Annotated in this window: 25 protein-coding genes; 23 read left to right on the top strand and 2 right to left on the bottom strand. The window is 65.2% G+C overall.

Going from position 1 to position 17,826, the window contains the following annotated elements; all coding sequences use genetic code 11:
• Nucleotides 1-287: 287 nt before the first annotated feature.
• A complete protein-coding gene (locus FHT09_RS14585; protein ID WP_104605328.1) occupies nt 288-977 on the bottom strand; it encodes a DUF4145 domain-containing protein in 690 nt (229 codons plus the stop codon).
• A 193-nt stretch (nt 978-1,170) separates the two neighbouring features.
• On the opposite strand from FHT09_RS14585, the gene FHT09_RS14590 reads away from it, so the two are divergent.
• From FHT09_RS14590 to FHT09_RS14630, 10 genes are read left to right on the top strand one after another with little or no spacing between them, the layout of a single operon-like run.
• Entirely contained in the window at nt 1,171-1,686 is a 516-nt protein-coding gene (locus FHT09_RS14590; RefSeq protein WP_104605330.1) for a glycoside hydrolase family 104 protein, read from the top strand.
• A gap of 2 nt (nt 1,687-1,688) precedes the next feature.
• Nucleotides 1,689-2,186, top strand: coding sequence for a hypothetical protein (locus FHT09_RS14595; RefSeq protein ID WP_104605332.1), 498 nt, complete (start codon nt 1,689-1,691; stop codon nt 2,184-2,186).
• The gene (locus FHT09_RS14600; protein WP_047124383.1) at nt 2,183-2,398 is read left to right on the top strand and encodes a hypothetical protein; all 216 of its coding nucleotides are present in this window, start codon (nt 2,183-2,185) and stop codon (nt 2,396-2,398) included. Before FHT09_RS14595 ends, FHT09_RS14600 begins: the two co-directional genes overlap by 4 nt.
• Nucleotide 2,399: 1 nt before the next feature.
• The gene (locus FHT09_RS20330) at nt 2,400-2,531 is read left to right on the top strand and encodes a hypothetical protein (RefSeq protein WP_258072382.1); all 132 of its coding nucleotides are present in this window, start codon (nt 2,400-2,402) and stop codon (nt 2,529-2,531) included.
• 2 nt (nt 2,532-2,533) lie between these two features.
• Entirely contained in the window at nt 2,534-2,734 is a 201-nt protein-coding gene (locus FHT09_RS14605; protein ID WP_104613489.1) for a hypothetical protein, read from the top strand.
• Nucleotides 2,731-3,225: a hypothetical protein gene (locus tag FHT09_RS14610; protein WP_104613490.1), complete on the top strand. Its 495-nt coding sequence runs from the start codon at nt 2,731-2,733 to the stop codon at nt 3,223-3,225. The genes FHT09_RS14605 and FHT09_RS14610 overlap by 4 nt, the downstream gene beginning before the upstream one ends.
• Nucleotides 3,222-3,392: a hypothetical protein gene (locus FHT09_RS14615; RefSeq protein WP_155410695.1), complete on the top strand. Its 171-nt coding sequence runs from the start codon at nt 3,222-3,224 to the stop codon at nt 3,390-3,392. The genes FHT09_RS14610 and FHT09_RS14615 overlap by 4 nt, the downstream gene beginning before the upstream one ends.
• Nucleotides 3,393-3,422: 30 nt before the next feature.
• On the top strand, nt 3,423-3,917 hold the full coding sequence (locus FHT09_RS14620; protein WP_104605336.1) for a terminase small subunit: 495 nt from the start codon (nt 3,423-3,425) through the stop codon (nt 3,915-3,917).
• Nucleotides 3,832-5,400 (top strand): phage terminase large subunit, encoded by a 1,569-nt coding sequence (gene terL / locus FHT09_RS14625; RefSeq protein ID WP_258077183.1) that lies wholly within the window; start codon nt 3,832-3,834, stop codon nt 5,398-5,400. Before FHT09_RS14620 ends, terL begins: the two co-directional genes overlap by 86 nt.
• A complete protein-coding gene (locus FHT09_RS14630) occupies nt 5,400-6,770 on the top strand; it encodes a phage portal protein (protein WP_104605340.1) in 1,371 nt (456 codons plus the stop codon). The genes terL and FHT09_RS14630 overlap by 1 nt, the downstream gene beginning before the upstream one ends.
• Before the next feature lie 6 nt (nt 6,771-6,776).
• On the opposite strand, the gene FHT09_RS14635 is transcribed toward FHT09_RS14630, so the two are convergent.
• On the bottom strand, nt 6,777-7,127 hold the full coding sequence (locus FHT09_RS14635) for a hypothetical protein (RefSeq protein ID WP_104605342.1): 351 nt from the start codon (nt 7,125-7,127) through the stop codon (nt 6,777-6,779).
• A 76-nt stretch (nt 7,128-7,203) separates the two neighbouring features.
• On the opposite strand from FHT09_RS14635, the gene FHT09_RS14640 reads away from it, so the two are divergent.
• From FHT09_RS14640 to FHT09_RS14700, 13 genes are all read left to right on the top strand, one after another.
• Nucleotides 7,204-8,328 (top strand): DUF2213 domain-containing protein, encoded by a 1,125-nt coding sequence (locus FHT09_RS14640; protein ID WP_184417000.1) that lies wholly within the window; start codon nt 7,204-7,206, stop codon nt 8,326-8,328.
• Between the two features lie 3 nt (nt 8,329-8,331).
• Nucleotides 8,332-8,772: a DUF2190 family protein gene (locus FHT09_RS14645; protein WP_104605344.1), complete on the top strand. Its 441-nt coding sequence runs from the start codon at nt 8,332-8,334 to the stop codon at nt 8,770-8,772.
• 13 nt (nt 8,773-8,785) lie between these two features.
• Complete coding sequence (locus FHT09_RS14650; protein ID WP_258077184.1) at nt 8,786-9,715, top strand: major capsid family protein; 930 nt, start codon at nt 8,786-8,788, stop codon at nt 9,713-9,715.
• 48 nt (nt 9,716-9,763) lie between these two features.
• Nucleotides 9,764-10,294 carry a hypothetical protein gene (locus FHT09_RS14655; protein ID WP_104605348.1) on the top strand — a complete coding sequence of 177 codons (531 nt, stop codon included), beginning with the start codon at nt 9,764-9,766 and terminating at the stop codon, nt 10,292-10,294.
• Nucleotides 10,295-10,296: 2 nt separating this feature from the next.
• The gene (locus FHT09_RS14660; protein ID WP_104605350.1) at nt 10,297-10,809 is read left to right on the top strand and encodes a DnaT-like ssDNA-binding protein; all 513 of its coding nucleotides are present in this window, start codon (nt 10,297-10,299) and stop codon (nt 10,807-10,809) included.
• The gene (locus FHT09_RS14665) at nt 10,809-11,168 is read left to right on the top strand and encodes a hypothetical protein (protein ID WP_104605352.1); all 360 of its coding nucleotides are present in this window, start codon (nt 10,809-10,811) and stop codon (nt 11,166-11,168) included. The genes FHT09_RS14660 and FHT09_RS14665 overlap by 1 nt, the downstream gene beginning before the upstream one ends.
• Nucleotides 11,168-12,265 (top strand): phage minor head protein, encoded by a 1,098-nt coding sequence (locus FHT09_RS14670; RefSeq protein ID WP_104605354.1) that lies wholly within the window; start codon nt 11,168-11,170, stop codon nt 12,263-12,265. The genes FHT09_RS14665 and FHT09_RS14670 overlap by 1 nt, the downstream gene beginning before the upstream one ends.
• The gene (locus FHT09_RS14675) at nt 12,246-12,671 is read left to right on the top strand and encodes a hypothetical protein (RefSeq protein WP_258077185.1); all 426 of its coding nucleotides are present in this window, start codon (nt 12,246-12,248) and stop codon (nt 12,669-12,671) included. The genes FHT09_RS14670 and FHT09_RS14675 overlap by 20 nt, the downstream gene beginning before the upstream one ends.
• On the top strand, nt 12,668-13,072 hold the full coding sequence (locus FHT09_RS14680; RefSeq protein WP_104605356.1) for a phage tail terminator-like protein: 405 nt from the start codon (nt 12,668-12,670) through the stop codon (nt 13,070-13,072). Before FHT09_RS14675 ends, FHT09_RS14680 begins: the two co-directional genes overlap by 4 nt.
• Nucleotides 13,073-13,146: 74 nt before the next feature.
• Nucleotides 13,147-13,614 (top strand): hypothetical protein, encoded by a 468-nt coding sequence (locus tag FHT09_RS14685; RefSeq protein WP_047124396.1) that lies wholly within the window; start codon nt 13,147-13,149, stop codon nt 13,612-13,614.
• A 96-nt stretch (nt 13,615-13,710) separates the two neighbouring features.
• Entirely contained in the window at nt 13,711-14,103 is a 393-nt protein-coding gene (locus FHT09_RS14690) for a hypothetical protein (protein WP_104605358.1), read from the top strand.
• A gap of 28 nt (nt 14,104-14,131) precedes the next feature.
• Entirely contained in the window at nt 14,132-14,446 is a 315-nt protein-coding gene (locus tag FHT09_RS14695; RefSeq protein ID WP_065031480.1) for a hypothetical protein, read from the top strand.
• A gap of 3 nt (nt 14,447-14,449) precedes the next feature.
• The gene (locus FHT09_RS14700; RefSeq protein WP_146096453.1) at nt 14,450-17,812 is read left to right on the top strand and encodes a phage tail tape measure protein; all 3,363 of its coding nucleotides are present in this window, start codon (nt 14,450-14,452) and stop codon (nt 17,810-17,812) included.
• Nucleotides 17,813-17,826: the final 14 nt, after the last annotated feature.

A 17,826-nucleotide genomic window follows, 5' to 3' on the forward strand; every position in this document is an offset into this window, starting at 1 on the left:
TGAAACCCGGCCTAGCGCCGGGTTTTCGCGTTTCAGGGGCCCCAATACCGACCGCTGCCAGCGTGCCAGGTCCTCGTCGAGAAGCGAGGCGCTGCGCGCCGGGATCGCGCACGGGCCGGCGACATGACGCCGCCCACCAATCCGCCGGCGGCGGTCGGTACCTATCGGAGAGTACTGCCGCGATCTGCCCAGCTGGGCGGGACCAGCGCGGCGCAGCGGACCTGCTGAAGGGACAGGACCACCGCGGCGGTGCTCGCCGTTCTTCAATGCCCGCATCCCAGACCGGATCAACCCTCGTGCCTAGCCGGCAGCGGAGCGGGCTTCTTTTCTACCAAAGCAGCCGAGCCGTCTCGTTTTGCAATCGCATCTCGGGCGCTTTCGGGAAGTAATTCATACATTGCCTGCAGCTGAGCTGGAGCGGCGATTCGATCTTGAACGATGAAATTAATCATCTCGAACATTGTCAGGGCCATGTCCGGCGCATCGTCTAGATTTATCGTGCCCGGATGCACGGAGTTATTCCCGACCACGCGGCAATAGTCGAGCGCCTGCTGGACTAGCACGGGGAGACCTTCCTTTACAAGAGACTTTATATCGCTCTCAATATGTTTTCCGGACTGACCAAGATCGACCATCAATAGTTGTACGGCTAACCTCAAAAGGGCGGCCGCTCCTCGCGTCGATCGCCCAAATATTGCCGCTGCTTCTTCGTAAACCGCCCTAACGTTCGCGGGCATCTTTTCGTTGGGTGGGGGCGCGGTCGATGTCGCTGGCCTGAGTAAATAGCCTTCATTGTCGCCAGACCTCCACCAGTAGCAATTGCCTTGACAGTGAGCGCATTCCGATCTCCAGACCGGTGACTGGTAGCCGCTGTGCGTGGACATCGCTAGTGCGACGAAACCCTGCTTCGCATAAACACCGCAGAGAGCGCAGTGGAATTGGCCGACCTTAAATGAGGGCGGATAGTGTTTAGCCATTTTTCTCTCCTAATTGAGCGAGTTTGGCACACGTGTGGCGGCCGCGTTCAGCCAGTTTTACAGGTCTTGCCTCCGCCTCGTCCGCTAGTCAGTTGGGACAGCACGGCTGACCTCGCTAGCTCGGAGTACACCGTTATCTCTCAAGCCCGTGAGCGGGCGGCACCATTTTTTCTATCTACCATAAGGACTGACCATGCCGGTCATCACGCCCGAACAAGCCGGTGGCCGCAACGTCGTGGCTTTCCTGGACATGCTGGCGCATTCCGAGGGCACGTCCACAAGCCCGGCCACGAAGAATGCCGGGTATGACGTCATCGTCACCGGCGCCGATCGCAAGCCGGAGATCTTCACCGACTACTCCCGGCATCCGTTCGCCGGCGGCCGCAAGTCGAAGGCGATCAACTCGAAGGGGCTGACCAGCAACGCGTCTGGCCGCTACCAGTTCATGCTCAAGGACTATGGGCACTACCGCGACCTGCTGAAGCTGCCGGACTTCGGCCCGCTCTCGCAGGACCGGTGGGCGCTGCAATTGATCAAGGAGCGGCGCGCGATCGCCGACATCCAGGCCGGTCGCTTCGTGGAAGCGGTGGCCAAGGTCCGCAACCTGTGGGCCAGCCTGCCGGGTGCCGGTTACGGCCAGCCGGAGCACAAGATCGAGAAGCTCATCGCGGCGTACACAAAGGCCGGCGGCAAGGTTGGGAGTGCATGACGATGCCGGACCTGGACGACGAAGCCCTGCTAACCGCAGAGCGCGAATCGCTCAACGAGGCGGTGCTGCTGCTGCAGGAATGCTGGGGCCGAACAACCCGCCCGCGTCACGACAGCCGCCAAGTACTGCGTCTGGGCTACGGCCGTGCGATCGAAACCCGTGAGCAGAGTGAGCGCGCCGCCACCCTGGAGCTGACCGAGGATGTCATGCAAGCCCAGGAGACATTGCGCGGTCGATTCTTCGAGCTGTTGACGGTCCACCCGGAGATGCGTCCCTCGCTGCCGTACATCATCGCGATCGCCGACATCATCGGCGCCGAGGCAGTGCGCGGTAACAGCGAGCTCTGGGCGGCTGCCCGCAAGGGCGACTGGGTGGAATTCGGCTCGATCATCCAGGAGTTCCGATGGGACTACTTCAGCCTGTCCACTGAACGCGACAAGCGTGCGGTGAGCCGGCTGGTCATGAAGCTGGTGATGGGAGCATCGGCGGGTGCGTCATGACCTTTGCCAGCAGGAACATCGGCGCAGCGCGCTTCGGCATCGCACTCGTGATCCTCGCGCTCTACGGCGCGGCCCTCTTCGTTGCGCTCTACACGCCGGTACCGCCAGAGAACCGCGAGATCTTCGCCGGCCTGGTCGGCGGATTGAACATGGCGCTCGGCGGGGTGGTGGCGCACTACCTCACCAATTCCCGCCGCGGCAGTGGGGTCTGACATGGCCGACCACTGGGACCGAGGCCTGCCGCCCCCGCGCGATCCACCCGGCTGGCTGATCACCGCGCTGTGCGGCGTGTTGCTGGCCGTGCTGGCCTGGCTCTGGATCTCCTACACCAACGCAAGGATCTGACGATGCGCATCATCAAGCAGGGACTTCACCCTTCGATCGGTGACACACACGAGAGCACGTGCCGCACCTGTGGCACCGAGTTCGAGTGGAACACCAACGAGGCCATTCGCCACCCCGACCAGCGCGAGGGCGATTACTACAAGATCGCCTGCCCGCTGTGCGGTGCGTCGGCGACCAAGGCGGTATCGGAGAAAGCGCCGTGAACCGCACAGCGGTCGCCATCATCGCCGCGCTCATCTGGTCGGGCGCCATGATCGGTGCCGGCTGGGCTTGGCGCGGTGATCGTGCCGAGGGTGCCACCAGCGAGAACAAGGCAGGGGCCGCACTCGGCGCCCTGGCCGGTGAGCAGGCCGCCCGGGCCGCAGAACACCAGCAGGCTGCAGCCACCCAGGGTGCCGCCGACTCCGCGACAACCCGAGAGGACAAGATCGATGCTGACTACGACGCACGCATTGCGGCTGCTGTTGCTGGCCGTGACTCCGAGCTTGGCCGGGTTCGGCGGCTGTGGGCAGGTTGTGAAACCGACCGTCTGTCCGGTGGTGCCGCCGCTGCCGCAGAAGCTGCTGAACAAGACCGACTACGCGGGGCAAGCGCGGCGCGAGTTGTACGAGCCTGCGAGCTCGCCCAGTCCGAGCGCGACGAAGCCATCGACCGATACCAAGCCGTCCAGCAGCCAACCGAGGTGACGCCATGAGCCTGGGAGCACCTCAGTTGATCTATCTCGCGCTGGCCATGCTCGGCATCGGCCTGGATATCGCCAGGCACGGTGAGCCCAAGACGGGGCACCACGACGCCGTATCCAGCATCGTGGCCACCATCCTGATATTCGCCCTGCTGTGGTGGGGCGGTTTCTTCCCCTGACCCATCGGCCCCACCCGGGGAGCCAAACCCATGCCCAAGAAGAAACCCAAGCCCAAGGCGCGCGCAGCGCCCGGGCTGACCCAGAAGCAGCAGCGCTTCGTGGTCGAGTACCTGAAGGACCAGAACGCAACCCAAGCGGCCATCCGCGCCGGGTACAGCGAGAAGACCGCCAGGAGTGTCGGGTCGGAGAACCTGACCAAACCCGACATCGCCGCCGCCATCCAGAAGGCGCAGGCCAAGGTCGCCCAGCAGGCAGCCGTGACCGTGCATTCCCTGGCTGCAGAGCTGGAGGAAGCCCGGGGCATTGCCCAGGGAGAGAAGCAGGCGTCCGCGATGGTCGCCGCCACCATGGGCAAGGCAAAGCTGTACGGCCTCGCCGTCGAGCGCCACCGCCATTCCGGTGCCATCGGCACCTACGACCTGAGCAATGTGTCCGACGATGACCTCGATCGCCTTGAATCGATCCTTGGTCCGCTTGCCGTCGCTGGCGGAGATCCGAGCGGAGAGGGCCAGGCGGGAGGCTGAGCGGGAGCGCCTGCGCATCGCTGAGGATGTCGAAGGCATCCGGGCGCGGTCGCAGTCGCTGGAGGGATTCATTCGCGAGCACTGGCACGTGCTTGAACCGACCCGGCCGCTCAAGATCGGCTGGGCACTGCGGGCGATGTGCCTGCACCTGGAGGCGGTCACAGAGGGTCGCATCCAGTTCCTGCTGATCACCGTGCCGCCGGGCATGATGAAGTCGCTGGTGCTGGTGTTCTGGACTGCCTGGGAGTGGGGTCCATGCGGCCGCGCCGACCTGCAGACGCTGGCCACCTCCTACAGCCAGCCAAACGTCCTGCGCGACAACCTGAAGCTGCGGCGCCTCATCGAGAGCGACCAGTACCAAGCGGCGTGGCCGCTGAAGCTGCGCGGCGACCAGAACGCCAAGGGCAAGTTCGAGAACACCGGCAACGGCTTCAGTGAGGCCCGACCCTTCAGCTCGATGACGGGCGGACGTGGCGACCGGGTCAAGGTCGACGATCCGCACTCGACCGAAACAGCCGAGAGCGATGCCGAGCGCAAGACCGCCGTCCGCATCTTCCGCGAGGGCATCACCGACCGCCTCAACGACATCACGTCGTCGGCCATGGTCATCATCATGCAGCGCCTGCACCAGCAGGACATTGCAGCGGTGGCGATGGAGCTGGACCTGGGCTTCGTCCACCTCAACCTCCCGATGGAGTTCGAGGATGAGCGGACGGACAAGGACGGCAAGAAGACCGGCGGTCCGTGCCGCACTTACGTCGACGGCAAGCTGTTCTTCGAGGATCCGCGCACCCAGGAGGGCGAGCTGCTCTTTCCGGAGCGCTTCCCCCGCGCCGAGATCGAACGGCTGAAGCGCGCCAAAGGCACCTACGCGTATGCCGGCCAGTACCAGCAGCGGCCAACACCGCGCGACGGTGGCTCGTTCAAGCGGGATTGGTTCGAGGTCGTGGAAGCGGCGCCGGCCATCTCGACCGCGCGCAAGGTTCGGCGCTGGGACTTCGCCGCCACCGATCCGAAGGAGAAGACCAGCAGCGATCCCGACTACACGGTCGGCCTGCTGCTGGGCGAGGCTGGCGGCATCTACTACGTGCTCGACGTGGTGCGCGACCAGGTGTCGCCCGCCGGCGTGGAGCGGATGCTGACGAACACCGCGCGGCAGGACGGCAGGACGATCAAGGTACGCATCCCGCAGGATCCTGGCGCCGCCGGCAAGTCCAACGCCGCGCACCAGGTCAAGCTGCTGGCCGGCTGGGACATCAAGGCCGCGATCGAGTCCGGATCGAAGGAGGTCCGCGCAACACCGGTGGAGGCACAGGCCGAGGCCGGGAACATCAAGCTGGTGAATGGCCCATGGGTGGCCGCCTTCCTCGACGAGATCGCCGAGTTCCCAAACGCCAAACACGACGACCAGGTCGACGCGCTCTCTGGCGCCTTCGCTGAGCTGGTCACTGGCAGCACCTACAACCTTGGAAACGCACTCTGATGGGCAAGCTCGCACAATTCAAAGACGGGCTGGTCAATCTCGTGGCCAACCTGGGCACGTCGCGCGACAAGGCGGTGCACAGCCACTACGCGCTCGCGCCGCTGAGCGACATTGATGCCAGCAACGCCTACCGCGGCACGTGGCTCGCTCGCAAGATCATCGACATTCCTGCGCTTGACGGCTGCCGCAACTGGCGGACGTGGAATGCCGATCAGACTCAGATCAGCGCCCTTGAGGCGGAAGAGACGCGCCTTGGCCTGCAGGTGAAGCTGCTGGAGGCGCACACCAAGGCGCGTCTGTTCGGTGGCGCAGCGATCTACATCGGTACCGGCGAGTCGGATGTCAGCAAGCCCCTGGACCCGACGCGGGTGAGGAAAGAGGGCATCAAGCACCTGAACGTGCTGACCAAGCGCATCCTGAGCGCAGGCGAGCTGGATCGCGACGCTGAGTCGCCCAGCTTCGGCCGGCCTGCGTTCTACACGCTCACCTCAGCCCGAGCTGGCCAGGTCGAGATTCACCCCTCGCGGCTGGTCATCCTGCATGGTGCCCATCGGCCAGATCCGGACATCGATCACGGTGACGGCTGGGGCGACTCGGTCCTGATGGCGGTGAGCGACTCGGTAAAGCGGTCAGACAACACGAGCGCCAACATCGACAGCCTGGTGTTCGAGGCGAAGGTCGATGTGCTGAACATCCCGAATCTCATGTCGCAGCTGGCAGATCCTGCGTATGAGGCGCAGCTGCTTCAGCGCCTGCAGCTCGCGGCGATGGCCAAGGGCATCAACGGCATGCTGGTGCTGGATGGGGAGGAGACGTACACGCAGAAGTCGGCCTCCTTCAGCGGATTGGTCGATGTGATGCTGGCCTTCCTGCAGCAGGTGTCGGGCGCGGCGGATATCCCGTTGACGCGTCTGCTGGGGCAGTCGCCCGGCGGTCTGAACAGCACCGGCGACAACGACATCCGGAACTACTACGACCGTATCAAGGCAAGCCAGGAGCTCATCTACACGCCGGCCATGTCGGTGCTGGATGAGTGCCTGATCTACTCGGCGCTCGGCAGCCGACCGAAGGACGTGTTCTACAGCTGGCGCAGCCTGTGGCAGACCAGCGACACCGAGCGCGCCACCAACGGCAAGACCACGGCCGACACGATCAAGACCCTCGCCGACACCAAGCTCATTCCCGACGAGGTGCTGGCCGAGGTGGCGGTGAACATGCTGACCGAGGCGGGCGTGGCGCCTGGCCTGGAGTCGGCGATGGACGACTTCACCAAAGCGAACCCTGACTGGCAGGAAGAGCAGGGCGAGGAAGAGATGGCGGCAGCCGCGATAGCTGCCGTGCCTGTGCAGGATCAGATATCGATCGGGTAGTGAGCCTTAGAACATCGGCTTTGTAAGTTGGCACTTTCCCTTGAATTCGACAACAGATGTCGGATGGATCATCCAGATTGCATCGCCCGTGTAGCGATCAAGGTTGTACCAGTAAGTCTTACCTGAAGGGGTCACCAAAATCCCCATGTAGGTCTGTGGGTCATTACCGAGAGGGCCGACAGCCCATCCATTGAGCGTTTTGATCCGAACTGTTCCGGACTTCGAATCGACGGTGGCCAGGCTGGATTGGGAGATTGGATCGCTCGGCGGAAGGTAAATCTGTCCATCGCAGAGAAGATCGGTGGCGCCTACGGCAGGCGCGCAGAGCGCAGCAGCAATGAAAGCGATGAGGCGCATGGATTCCCCCGGGAAATTTGCTTCGGGGCAAGTGTAGCGCGGGCTGCAGGGCCTCTACATATATCAGGAGTACCCAATGTTTCTAACCGATCGAGTCTCGGTGACGGCGCCACGCCGCACCGCGGACGGCTACCTCGTGGCTGAGGCATTCGTCGCGCGCACGGGCATCCAAGACTACCTGGGCAGCGAGCTCGGGCGGCCTGATCTGGAGGTGGTGCGGTTGTATCGACCGCCGGAGGAGGTGTTCTCCGACGAGACGCTGCGCAGCTATGCGCATCGGCCCATGACGAACGACCACCCGCCGGAACAGGTCAACGCTGACAACTGGAAGAAGTACGCGGTCGGCCAGACCGGAGACGAAGTTGCCCACGACCAGACGCGCGTGCGCGTGCCCTTGGTCTTGATGGATCAACAGGCCATCACCGACTACGAGGCCGGCAAGCGCGAGCTGTCGCAGGGCTATTCGGCCGAGATCGACTGGACAGCTGGAACCACGCCGGAAGGCGAGCACTACGACGCGGTGCAGCGAAACATCCGCAACAACCACCTGGCCCTGGTCCGCCGTGGCCGGGCCGGCTCTCAGTTTCGCATCGGGGATGGGCGCGCCCCCGGTGGAAAGGATCGCGCCGACAACCCAACGAGGAACAACACCATGAGCAACACCAACACCCGGACCGTCATGGTCGATGGGCTGCCGGTCGAATGCACCGACGCCAGCGCCATCGCCATCGACAAGCTGCAGCGCCAGCTCTCCGACTCCACCGCAGTTGCCGCGCGCCAGGCGACCGAGCACACCGCAGCCCTGGCGCTGAAGGATGCCGAGATCGCCAAGCGCGATGCCGCCATCGACGACCTGAAGGGCAAGGTGTTGGACGCCGCTGCCCTGGACGCGCGCGTGCAGGCGCGTGGTGACCTGCTGGCCACGGCCAAGGCGATCCACGACACCGACTACCGCGGCAAGAGCGATGCGGACGTTCGCAAGGCGGCCGTCATTGGCAAGCTCGGCGACGCCGCCATCGCCGGCAAGGGCGACGCCTACATCGAGGCGCGCTTCGACATCCTCGCCGATGGCGTCAAGCCGTTCGACCCGGTCGCGCGCGCACTGAGCGATGGCGCCGCACACCGCACCGTCGTGCAGGACAACGGCTACGCCGCGTCCGTCGCCGGCCTCGATTACCGCACCAAGAACCAGGGGGCCTAAGCCATGGCACTGCAAACCAACTACCCGGACATCCAGCCTGCAGCCACGCGCGGCATGCAGGCCACGATGATCCCGTCCACCGTCATCTCTCGCACTGTCGAGGACGTCGCCGGCCTCGCGTTCGGCCTGGCCGTGGCACAGGGCGCGACGGATAAGGGCATCGTCACGTTCGGCGGCGCCAACCTGAAGTTCGTCGGCATCACGCTGCTGGATCGCTCGGCCACGGGCCTGGACCTGTTCCCGCAGCGTGCATCGGCGCGCGTCATCACCAAGGGCGACATCTGGGTGACCGCCTCGGTCGCCGTCGCCGCCGGCGATCCGGTGTACCTCACCGCAGCCGGCGCGTTCACCAACGTCGCCACCAACAACACCGCCATCAATGGCGCCCGCTGGGACACCAGCACCACCGCGGCAGCCCAGCTGGCCGTCGTCCGTCTCGGCTAAGGAGCCTATCCGCATGCGTGCACATCCACTCTTCGACGCCCAGGTAGTCATGGGCTTCGTGGTCTCGCAGACCACGATCATCGAGCCCGGCGTTTACCGCACCGTCTATCCGGACATCCAGTACCGCGACCTGATCCCGGTCGATACGTCCGGCAGCGAGTTCGCCACGTCGGTCACCTACTACTCGCAGGACCAGTACGGTAAGGCCGACTGGATCAACGGCAACGCCGACGATATCCCGAAGGCCGGCACCAACCGCTCGCAGTTCCAGACCGGCGTGCACACCGCTGGTATCGGCTACGGCTACGGCTGGGAAGAAATCGGCCGCGCACAGCTGCTCGGTATCAACCTGCCCAACGAGGACGCAGCCGTCGCGCGTCGTGCATCCGAGGATATGGTCGACCGCGTCGCGCTGTTCGGCGACGCCAGCAAGGGGTTCAGCGGCCTGTTCAACGCAGCAGGTGTCACTCCGGTAGCGGCACCCACTGGCGACTGGCCCAACGCCACTCCCGACGAGATTGTCGGCGACATGAACCAGGCGCTGTTGAATGTGTTCAATGGCACGAACACCGCAGCGATCGCAGATCGACTGTTGCTTCCCTGGTTGCGCTACCTGCTGATCGCCACTCGCAAGATGAGCGACAACAGCGACATGACCATCCTGCAATGGTTCTTGGCGAACAACGTTTACACCGTGCAGACAGGGCAGCCACTGACCGTGCGGGGCCAGCGCGGCCTGGACACCGCAGGTGTCGGCGGCGTGCCCCGCATGGTCGCGTACCGCTACGACGCCAACGTGCTGAAGCTGCACATGCCGATGCCGCACCGCTTCCTGCCCGCGTGGCAGTCCGGCCCGTTGCGCTGGGACATCCCGGGCGTGATGCGCCTGGGCGGCCTGGACGTGCGCCTCCCGAAGCAGGTCGTCTACGTCGACGGCATCTGATCCACAACGGCCCCGCGCGTCACCGGCGGGGCCACACCGGAGCATGCAATGAAGATCAGCAATAACCACAAGACGCCGCTGGCGTTGCCGGACGGCACCGAGATCATTCCCGGCTCGCCGGCCATCGTGCCCAACTGGCAGGCCATCAAGAAAAACGCCGTCGTGCAGGCGTGGCTCGCCGCGAACATCCTCAGCGAGTCGGAGGACGACACCGCGCCGTTCCTGCTCGGCACGTTCAACCTGCCCGATAGCATCCTGCTCATCGAAGGCGGCGACAGCGTCACGCGCGACGATGTCGTGCAGCACGCGTTCAAGGCCTCGGCCCTGTCGCTGGAAGACTGGAATTCGCTGGACGAGGTGGACCGCGAGGCACGTATCAGCGCATCGCTCGACGCGCTGAAGGCCGAAGCCGCTACTGCCGCGCAGGCGGTGATCGACGCGAAGGCCGCCGATGACCAGAAGAAGGTCGATCTGATCGCAAAGCTGGAAGCCGGCGGCATCAAGCACGACAAGCGCTGGGGCTTGGAGAAGTTGCAGGCCGCGCTGGACGAAGCCGAGAAGTCCAAGACCGGGAGCTGACCATGTACGGCACGCTGGAAGGAGCAGACGACTATCACCGGATCCGTGGCAACACGGCATGGGCAGCAGGCAGCGAGGAGGCCCGCACGGCGTCACTGGTGCGCGGTACCGACTACATCGACGGCCGGTATCGGGTGCTGCTGTCCTCGGGCCGGTGGCAGTCGATGTTCCCCGGCGTGCGCACTGACGGGCGGGGCCAGCCGAACGAATGGCCCCGCACAGGCGCATTGGATTACGACGGCAACCCGATTGCCGCCGACGTGGTGCCTATCGAGGTTGAGCACGCGGCGTACGAAGCAGCGCTGCGCGAGCTGATCGAGCCCGGCAGCCTATCGCCGGACTACGTCGCGAGCGCGCAGGTCACGCGCGAGAAGGTCGGCCCGATCGAAGTCTCATACGGTGCCAGCACCGCTGCAGGCAGCACGCCAAACCGTCCGGTCATTCCGGGCATCGACGAGATCCTGGCGCCGCTGCTGCGTCGCCCGATGGTGATGCCAGCCGTGGGGGTGGTCTGATGGCCGCCGCGCTCTATGCACGACTGGAAGCGACCGCTCGCAGGCTGATCGGTGGCTACGGATACGCCACACAGCTGGAGCGCGACGGCGCCATCACCGGGCCGCCGCACAACCCGCAGCAGGGGCCACCGACGCGGCACGACTGCAAGGTGGTGGAAGTCGATTACAGCCTGACCAACCGCGACGCCACGCTGGTGCTGCAGGGGGACAAGCTGGGGCTGATCTCCACCGATGTCGCCATTGAGCCAACGCTGCACGACAGGATCCTGCTCGGCAGCGTGCTGTATCGCTTCATTGACCTGCAGCCGCTGTCACCGGGCGGGCAGATCCTCATGTACGAATTCCATGCGAGACGCTGATGGCCGCAACAACTTCCCGCCAACTCGAACAGCTGGCGGCGAAGCTGGAGCCGGCCATCGCGCGCGCGTTCCTCAAGGCGATATCCGAGGTCACCAGTCAGGCAGGCGTGCAGCTCATCGCGGACCTGCTGCAGGCCGGGCGGATCGACGACGTGCTCACCGTCATGGGGCTGGACGAGCCGCGCTTTGCGGATCTGGGCGAAGCGCTGCGCAACGCCTACGCGGCAGGCGGGCAGCAGGGTGTGTCGGAGATGCCGAAGATGCGGCTCAGCCTGGATCCGATCATCACCGGCAACTACAAGCCACGGCAGGACGTGCGTTCGCCCGCGCTGCGCCCGAGCTTCGACCTGCGCAACCCCACCGCCGAGGCCTGGCTGCGCGACAAGTCCAGCAACCTCATCACCGGCATCGTCAACGACCAGCGCACGCTGATTCGCAACGTGCTGGAGAGCGGCATGGTCGCTGGCCGCAATCCGCGTCAGAGCGCGCTGGACATCGTGGGGCGCGTAGGAGACACGGGTCGGCGCACCGGCGGCGTGCTGGGCCTGACATCGCAGCAGGGCCAGTTCGTGCAGAGCATGCGCGGGGAGCTGGCCAGCGGTGACCCGAAGGAGATGGCGAAGTACTTCGGCCGTAAGCGCCGCGACAAGCGCCTCGACGGCATCGTCAAGCGCGCCATCGCCGCCGGCAAGCCGGTATCGCAGGCGGACATCGACAAGATCGCTGGACGCTACGCCGACCGGCAGCTGCAGCTGCGTGGCGAGATGATTGCGCGCACCGAGTCGATCGGCAGCTTAAGCGCTGGACGCGAGGAGGCGTATCGGCAGCAGATCGAATCCGGCGCGCTGTCGGCAGACAACGTCATCGGCACGTGGTCGGACACTGGCGACCAGCGCACCAGGCACACGCACAAAGCCATGAACGGGCAGCGGCGCGCCTTCGGCGAGCCATTCCAGTCGCCCAGCGGCGCACTGCTGAACTACCCGGGCGACACGAGCCTGGGCGCGGGCCCGGAGGAGATCGTCGGCTGTCGCTGCATGAAGCAGTACCGGATCGACATGACGGCGGAGGTGCTACGTGGCAAGCAAGTTCGGTAACCAGGTCCGTGCATTCGCGGAAAAGGCGAAGCAGCGGCAGGAGGCCATCTTTCGCGAATCGGCGCAGGCGGTGATGGATGAGGCCAGCACGCCGAAGGCGAAGGGCGGAAAGATGCCGGTGGATACAGGCACGCTGCGCAACTCGAGGGCGGCGTCGAAGGATGGACCTGCAACCTCGGATAGTGGGGATCCCGCGCTGGTCTTCGCATCTCTGCAGTTGGGCGAGACAGTGTGGGCCGGCTGGACAGCTGCCTACGCGATGCGCATGGAGCATGGATTCAGCGGCAAGGACAGCTTGGGCCGGCAGTACGAGCAGGCCGGCAATGGCTTCATGCGAGCCGCTGCGCAGAATTGGGACTTCATCGTCGAAGAGGTCACCGCGAAGGTGAAGGCACGCATTCCATGAGCAACACCGCGATCTACAACGCCTTCGTCGCGCTGGTGATCCAGTTCGCCGCCGACCAGGGACTGACCTGTGCCTATCCTGGGGTCAGCTTCACGCCGCCCACAGACAACGATGCTCGCTGGCTGGAGCTGCAGTGGTTCCCGAACGGAACGCAGAACTACGGCATGGCCGACGATGGCCCGTCGCTGCTTCAGGGCTTCGGCCAGCTGTCAGCGTGCTACCGCCCCGGCAAAGGGATCATGGTGGGCACCCGCATCACCGACCAGATCATCACCGCCTTCGCCAAGGGCACGACCTTCGCCGGCATGCGCGTATACCGAAAGCCGTGGACCTCAACCATCATCCAAGACCCGGAGCGGCACATGCATCCGGTGACCATCATGTGGCGCGGCTTCGTGTAGCAACCGCCCATAGCAGTTCCCCAACCCCGCCCCGTGGCGGGTTTTTTTATGCCCAAAGCGAGGAGATATCAGCAATGGCTGAGGCACAAACCAACAGCGGTTCCAAGCTCTACATCTGCGCCACGCCGAAGAACGAGGATCTGACCCAGACCCAGTTCGCGGCGCTGACCTGGGTGCAGGTCAAGAAGGTCGGCAGCGTCGGCGAGCGCGGTCTGACCACCAACATCGTCACCTACGACACGTGGGACACCGCTGTCGCACTGAAGGGCAAGGGCATCTCGAATGCCGGCGACCCCGAGGTCGAGGTGGCGCGCGTGTTGGACGATCCGGGCCAGGTCGCGATGCGTGCCGCCGGCTTGCCGTCGGTCACCGACGCCTACGCCTTCAAGGTCGAGCGCCCGTCCGGCGAAATCGAGTACCTGCGAGGCCTGGTCACCGGCCCCCGCACGCCGGGCGGTCGCAACGAGGACTTCGTGCTGCACGTCTATTCGCTCGCCCTGAACCAGGTTCCGATCGAAGTGCCGGCGCCCGTCACCCCGTAACCGAACAGCGGGGGATAGGGCGGCCGCCTGATAAGCCGGATCTGATCCAGCCGGCTTCCCCCGCTTCCTCTCCGGATCGATCGCAAAGGATCACTCATGACCGAATTGACCACCATCGTTGCCGCCGAGCGCGTCATCGATATCAAGCATCCCGCCACCGAGGCTCCGGTGGGCCTGCGCATCACCCTGCTGCCCGATACCCACCCGAATGTGCGCGCGGCCAGCCGCAAGGCACTGAACGACCGCCTGATGGGCAAGGGCAAGATCACCGCCGAGAAGATGGAGCAGGGCCGCACCGACATGCTCGTTGCGTCTGTGGGCGGATGGGAGTGGCGGGGCGACCTGACCTTCCACGGCAGCAAACCCGCGCTGACCGACGAAGCCCTGCGCAAGGTGCTGAAGGAGCTGCCGTGGATCAGCGACCAGCTCGAGGTGGAGCTGGGGAACCGCGCGGAGTTTTTTCGCAGCCCTGAAGGCGAGGATCTCTGACGCCACGTATCTCACCGTTCGGTACGACATGCCGGACGCGAAGGGCGAGACGCGGCGGCAGCGCAACGCCCGCTTCGACGAACCGGCGCCCGCCGTCGACATGCCAGAAGAAGCTACCCACGTGTGGGACTGGTTCTGGTTGATCTCAGGCCGGCGCCGATCCGGCCCTGAGGCGCTGTCCTACGCCGAACTCGACGCGTGGCAGCGCCTGCTGCTGCGCGATGTGCTCCCCGAAGAGGTGGAGATGCTCATGGCGATGGACGACGCCTACCTGCGTGCCGTGCGCGAAGAACAAGCAGCGGCGCGCGAGCGGCCGCCGGAACCGAGCAACACCTGGAGCTGATTGATGGATATCGCCGAACTTGGCTTTAAGGTCGATTCGAGTGGCCTGGTCGAAAGCACCAGGGCGCTGGACCAGAACGCCGCCGCCGCCGACAAGGCCAGTGGCTCAGCAGATCGGCTGGAGCGTTACTTCCAGTCGATGTCCCGCTCGATCGACCGCTCAGCCGTTGCGCTCGGCGACCGTTTGGGCGGAGCGCTGGAGCGGATCGGCGTCGGTACCGGCACGGTAATCATCGAACTACAGGCGATGAACCGCGCGCAGGCGGAGATTGTCTCGGCGCTGGCGGCCATGGAAGGCCGTCTCACCGGTGCGGCGGCTGGACTGCAGGCCTACAGTGCGGCGGGCAAGAGTGCTGCTGCCGATGCGAGTGCGTCTGCCGCGGCGTCGGAGAAGCTGGAACGGCAGCTGGCAGAGCAGGAGGCGCGCTACCGCAGCGTCGCGCAGCAGGCGATGGCCTATGCCGAAGCAGGCCGCACGACGAACCTGTCGGATCGTGCCCTGGCTGAGGCTGCGCGCGATGCGGCGGCGGGCATCGACGTGCAGGCTGCGGCGATGTCGCGCGCCGGTACCGAGCAGGAACGCATGGTGGCGCGTGCGCGTGCGCTGCAGGAGGCCGAGGCACGCACCGCCAACCAGGCACGTGCAGCAGCTGAGGCGGCGCAGGCGCAGGAGATCAACCTGAAGCGCCTGCTCGCGCAGATCGATCCCACCGTTGCCGGTTTGAACCGGCTGGCCGAGATGGAGGAGCGGCTGGAGCGTGCCGGCGACCTGGGGCTGATCAAGCCGCAGGTGATGCAGCAATACCAGGCGCAGATCGAGGCAAGCCGGCAGGCGCTGCTGAAGTCCAAGAACACCACCGAGCAGTACGGCATGACCGCGCGCCAGACGGCCGCGGCGATGCGCATGATCCCGGCGCAGATGACGGACATCGTCACCAGCGTGGTCGCCGGACAGCCGATCTGGATGGTGGCGATCCAGCAGGGTGGACAGCTGAAGGACCAGCTCGGCGGCATCGGCCCGGCTGCGAAGGCTGTGTCCTCGTATGTGCTGGGCATGGTCAACCCGATGACCGTGTCGGCTGCCGCTGCGCTCGCGCTGGCGGTGGCGCTGAAGCAAAGCCAGGATGAGCTGTTCGAGTTCCAGAAGAACCTGATCCTCACCGGCCGCAATGCGGATATCAGCGGTGGCCAGTTCCGCGGCTTGGTTTCGGAGTTGGACAATCTGAAGGGCGTGACGCGAGGCGCGGCGCTTGATGCGCTGAATGCTGTCGCTGCTTCCGGCCAGTTCGCCGGCAAGCAGTTCACGATGGTGGCCGAGGCAGCGGCACGCATGGAGGCGTCCACCGGCCAGGCCACCAGCAAGACCGTCGAGGCGTTCCAGCGCATCGCACGTGATCCTGTCGATGCGCTGGTGGAACTGAACAAGCAGGAAGGCTTTCTCAACACCGCACAGCTGCAGCGGATCATCACCTTGCAGGAAGAGGGGCGGCAGCAGGAGGCCGTGGCCGAAGCACTGCAGCTGTACTACGAGCGATCCATCAACGTTGCGAACCAGACCGAGGCCGTCATGCCCGGGATGGCGCAGGGGTGGCGCACCATGAAGGACGAGATCAGCGGCGCCTGGGGGGCACTGGTCAATTTCAGCGGCGCGCTTACGGATATCGGCCGGAACAGCGGGCTGCAAGATTCCTGGATCGCGAAGCTGGCCAGCGCAGGTCCGCGTACCGGCTTAGCCCTCTTGGCCGGCCTGAAGGATGAGATGGGCCGGCTGTCGGCTCAGGCGCGCAATCCATACGGACTGCCGGCGGCCGTCAACGAAGAGGCTCCCGACAACCGCAAGGCGGTCGAGGACTACAACAAGGTTTTGCACGACAGCCAAGCAGCTGAGAAGGCTGCATCCGAGGCTCTGAACGCTCGAATGGCAGGCTTGGATCGGGCGAGCGCAAAGCAGGCCGCGCTCAACAAGATCATCGAGATCTACAACAAGCTGCCAGACAGCGACGCACGCCACTTCGACGGATCGATGCAGCGGCTGATCGCGCAATCGAACGCGCAGGTGGACAAGCAGTTCAATCAGCGTGAGGGCATCGGCAAGGCGAACACGGACGACAACGCGGCGCAGAGCTTCATCGCCAGCGTGCAGCGGCAGATCACCGCCAACCAGCAGCTGGCCGAGAGCGGCGACAAGGTATCGGCCAGCGACCGGCTGGTGATCCAGGCGCGGCAGCTGCTGGCGGACAAGACCAACACGATGACGGCGGCGAGCAAGCAGCTGCTGCAGGCGATGATCCCGCAGCTACAGGCGAGTGATGCGCAGGCCGAGAAGGCGAAGCAGACGCAGCGTGATCTGGTGGCGCAGGCGGCCTTGACCGAGCGGCTGGCGCAGCTGGAGAAGCAACGCCAGGAGCAGTCTGATGTCGATCTGATGGGCATCGGCCGCGGCGCTGACGCCACGCAGATGCTGCAGCGGCAGTTGGACATCCAGCGGGAGTACTTGCGCGAGCGGGAGAAGCTGGAGAAGGAGCAGCGCGGGCAGAACCCGCTCAGCCAGGGCGAGTACCAAAACGAGATCGCCATGCTCGAGGCGAGCCGGGAGCGATCGCTGGAGATCGAACGTAGCTACCAGCAGCAGCGTATGCAGTTGCTCGGTGACTGGCGCACCGGCTTCACCCGCGTGTGGGAGGACTACGTCTTCGCCGCGCAGAACGCATCGGAGCAGGCGGGGTCGTTCTTCTCCAACAGCCTGAGCTCGTGGGAAGACCAGTTTGTGCAGTTTGCGCAAACCGGCAAGTTCTCTTTCAGCAGCCTGGTGGACTCGATGATCGCCGACCTCGCGCGCTACGCCGCCAAGCAGGCGGCTGTCGGCCTGCTTGGCACCGTCATGGGCGGGCTGACGGGCGGTGGTGCAGGTGGATCGTGGACCGGTACCGCCGCAGGCGCGGGCAGCAACCTCAACTTCGGCAGCAATGCCGGGTCGTTTGCCGGTGGTGGCTGGATGAGCTTCGGCGGCGGCCGCGCGAATGGTGGTCCGGTTGCGCCGGGTTCGCTGTACGAGGTGGGCGAAGGCGGCGATCCGGAGCTGTTCCAGCAGGGAGGCCGCAGCTACCTGATCCCAGGGAATCGCGGCCAGGTGGTGCCGGCAGCACCGATGGCTTCGGGAGGCGGCAGCTATGCGGCTCCCGAGACAAAGATCGAGATCAACAATTACGGAGGTGGGCAGGTGCAGACGCGAGAGCAGCGGACAACGATGCCTGACGGCAGAGAGCTAAGGAAACTCGTTGTCGACATCATCGCGGATGACATGGGAAGTGGCGGACGAACGGCTGGCGCCGCGAAATCTCGCTTCGGACTGAGGGAGCAGCGCTGATGGCCAGTCTCCCA

Source organism: Xanthomonas sp. CFBP 8152, from assembly GCF_014199025.1.
Lineage (GTDB): Bacteria > Pseudomonadota > Gammaproteobacteria > Xanthomonadales > Xanthomonadaceae > Xanthomonas > Xanthomonas arboricola_B.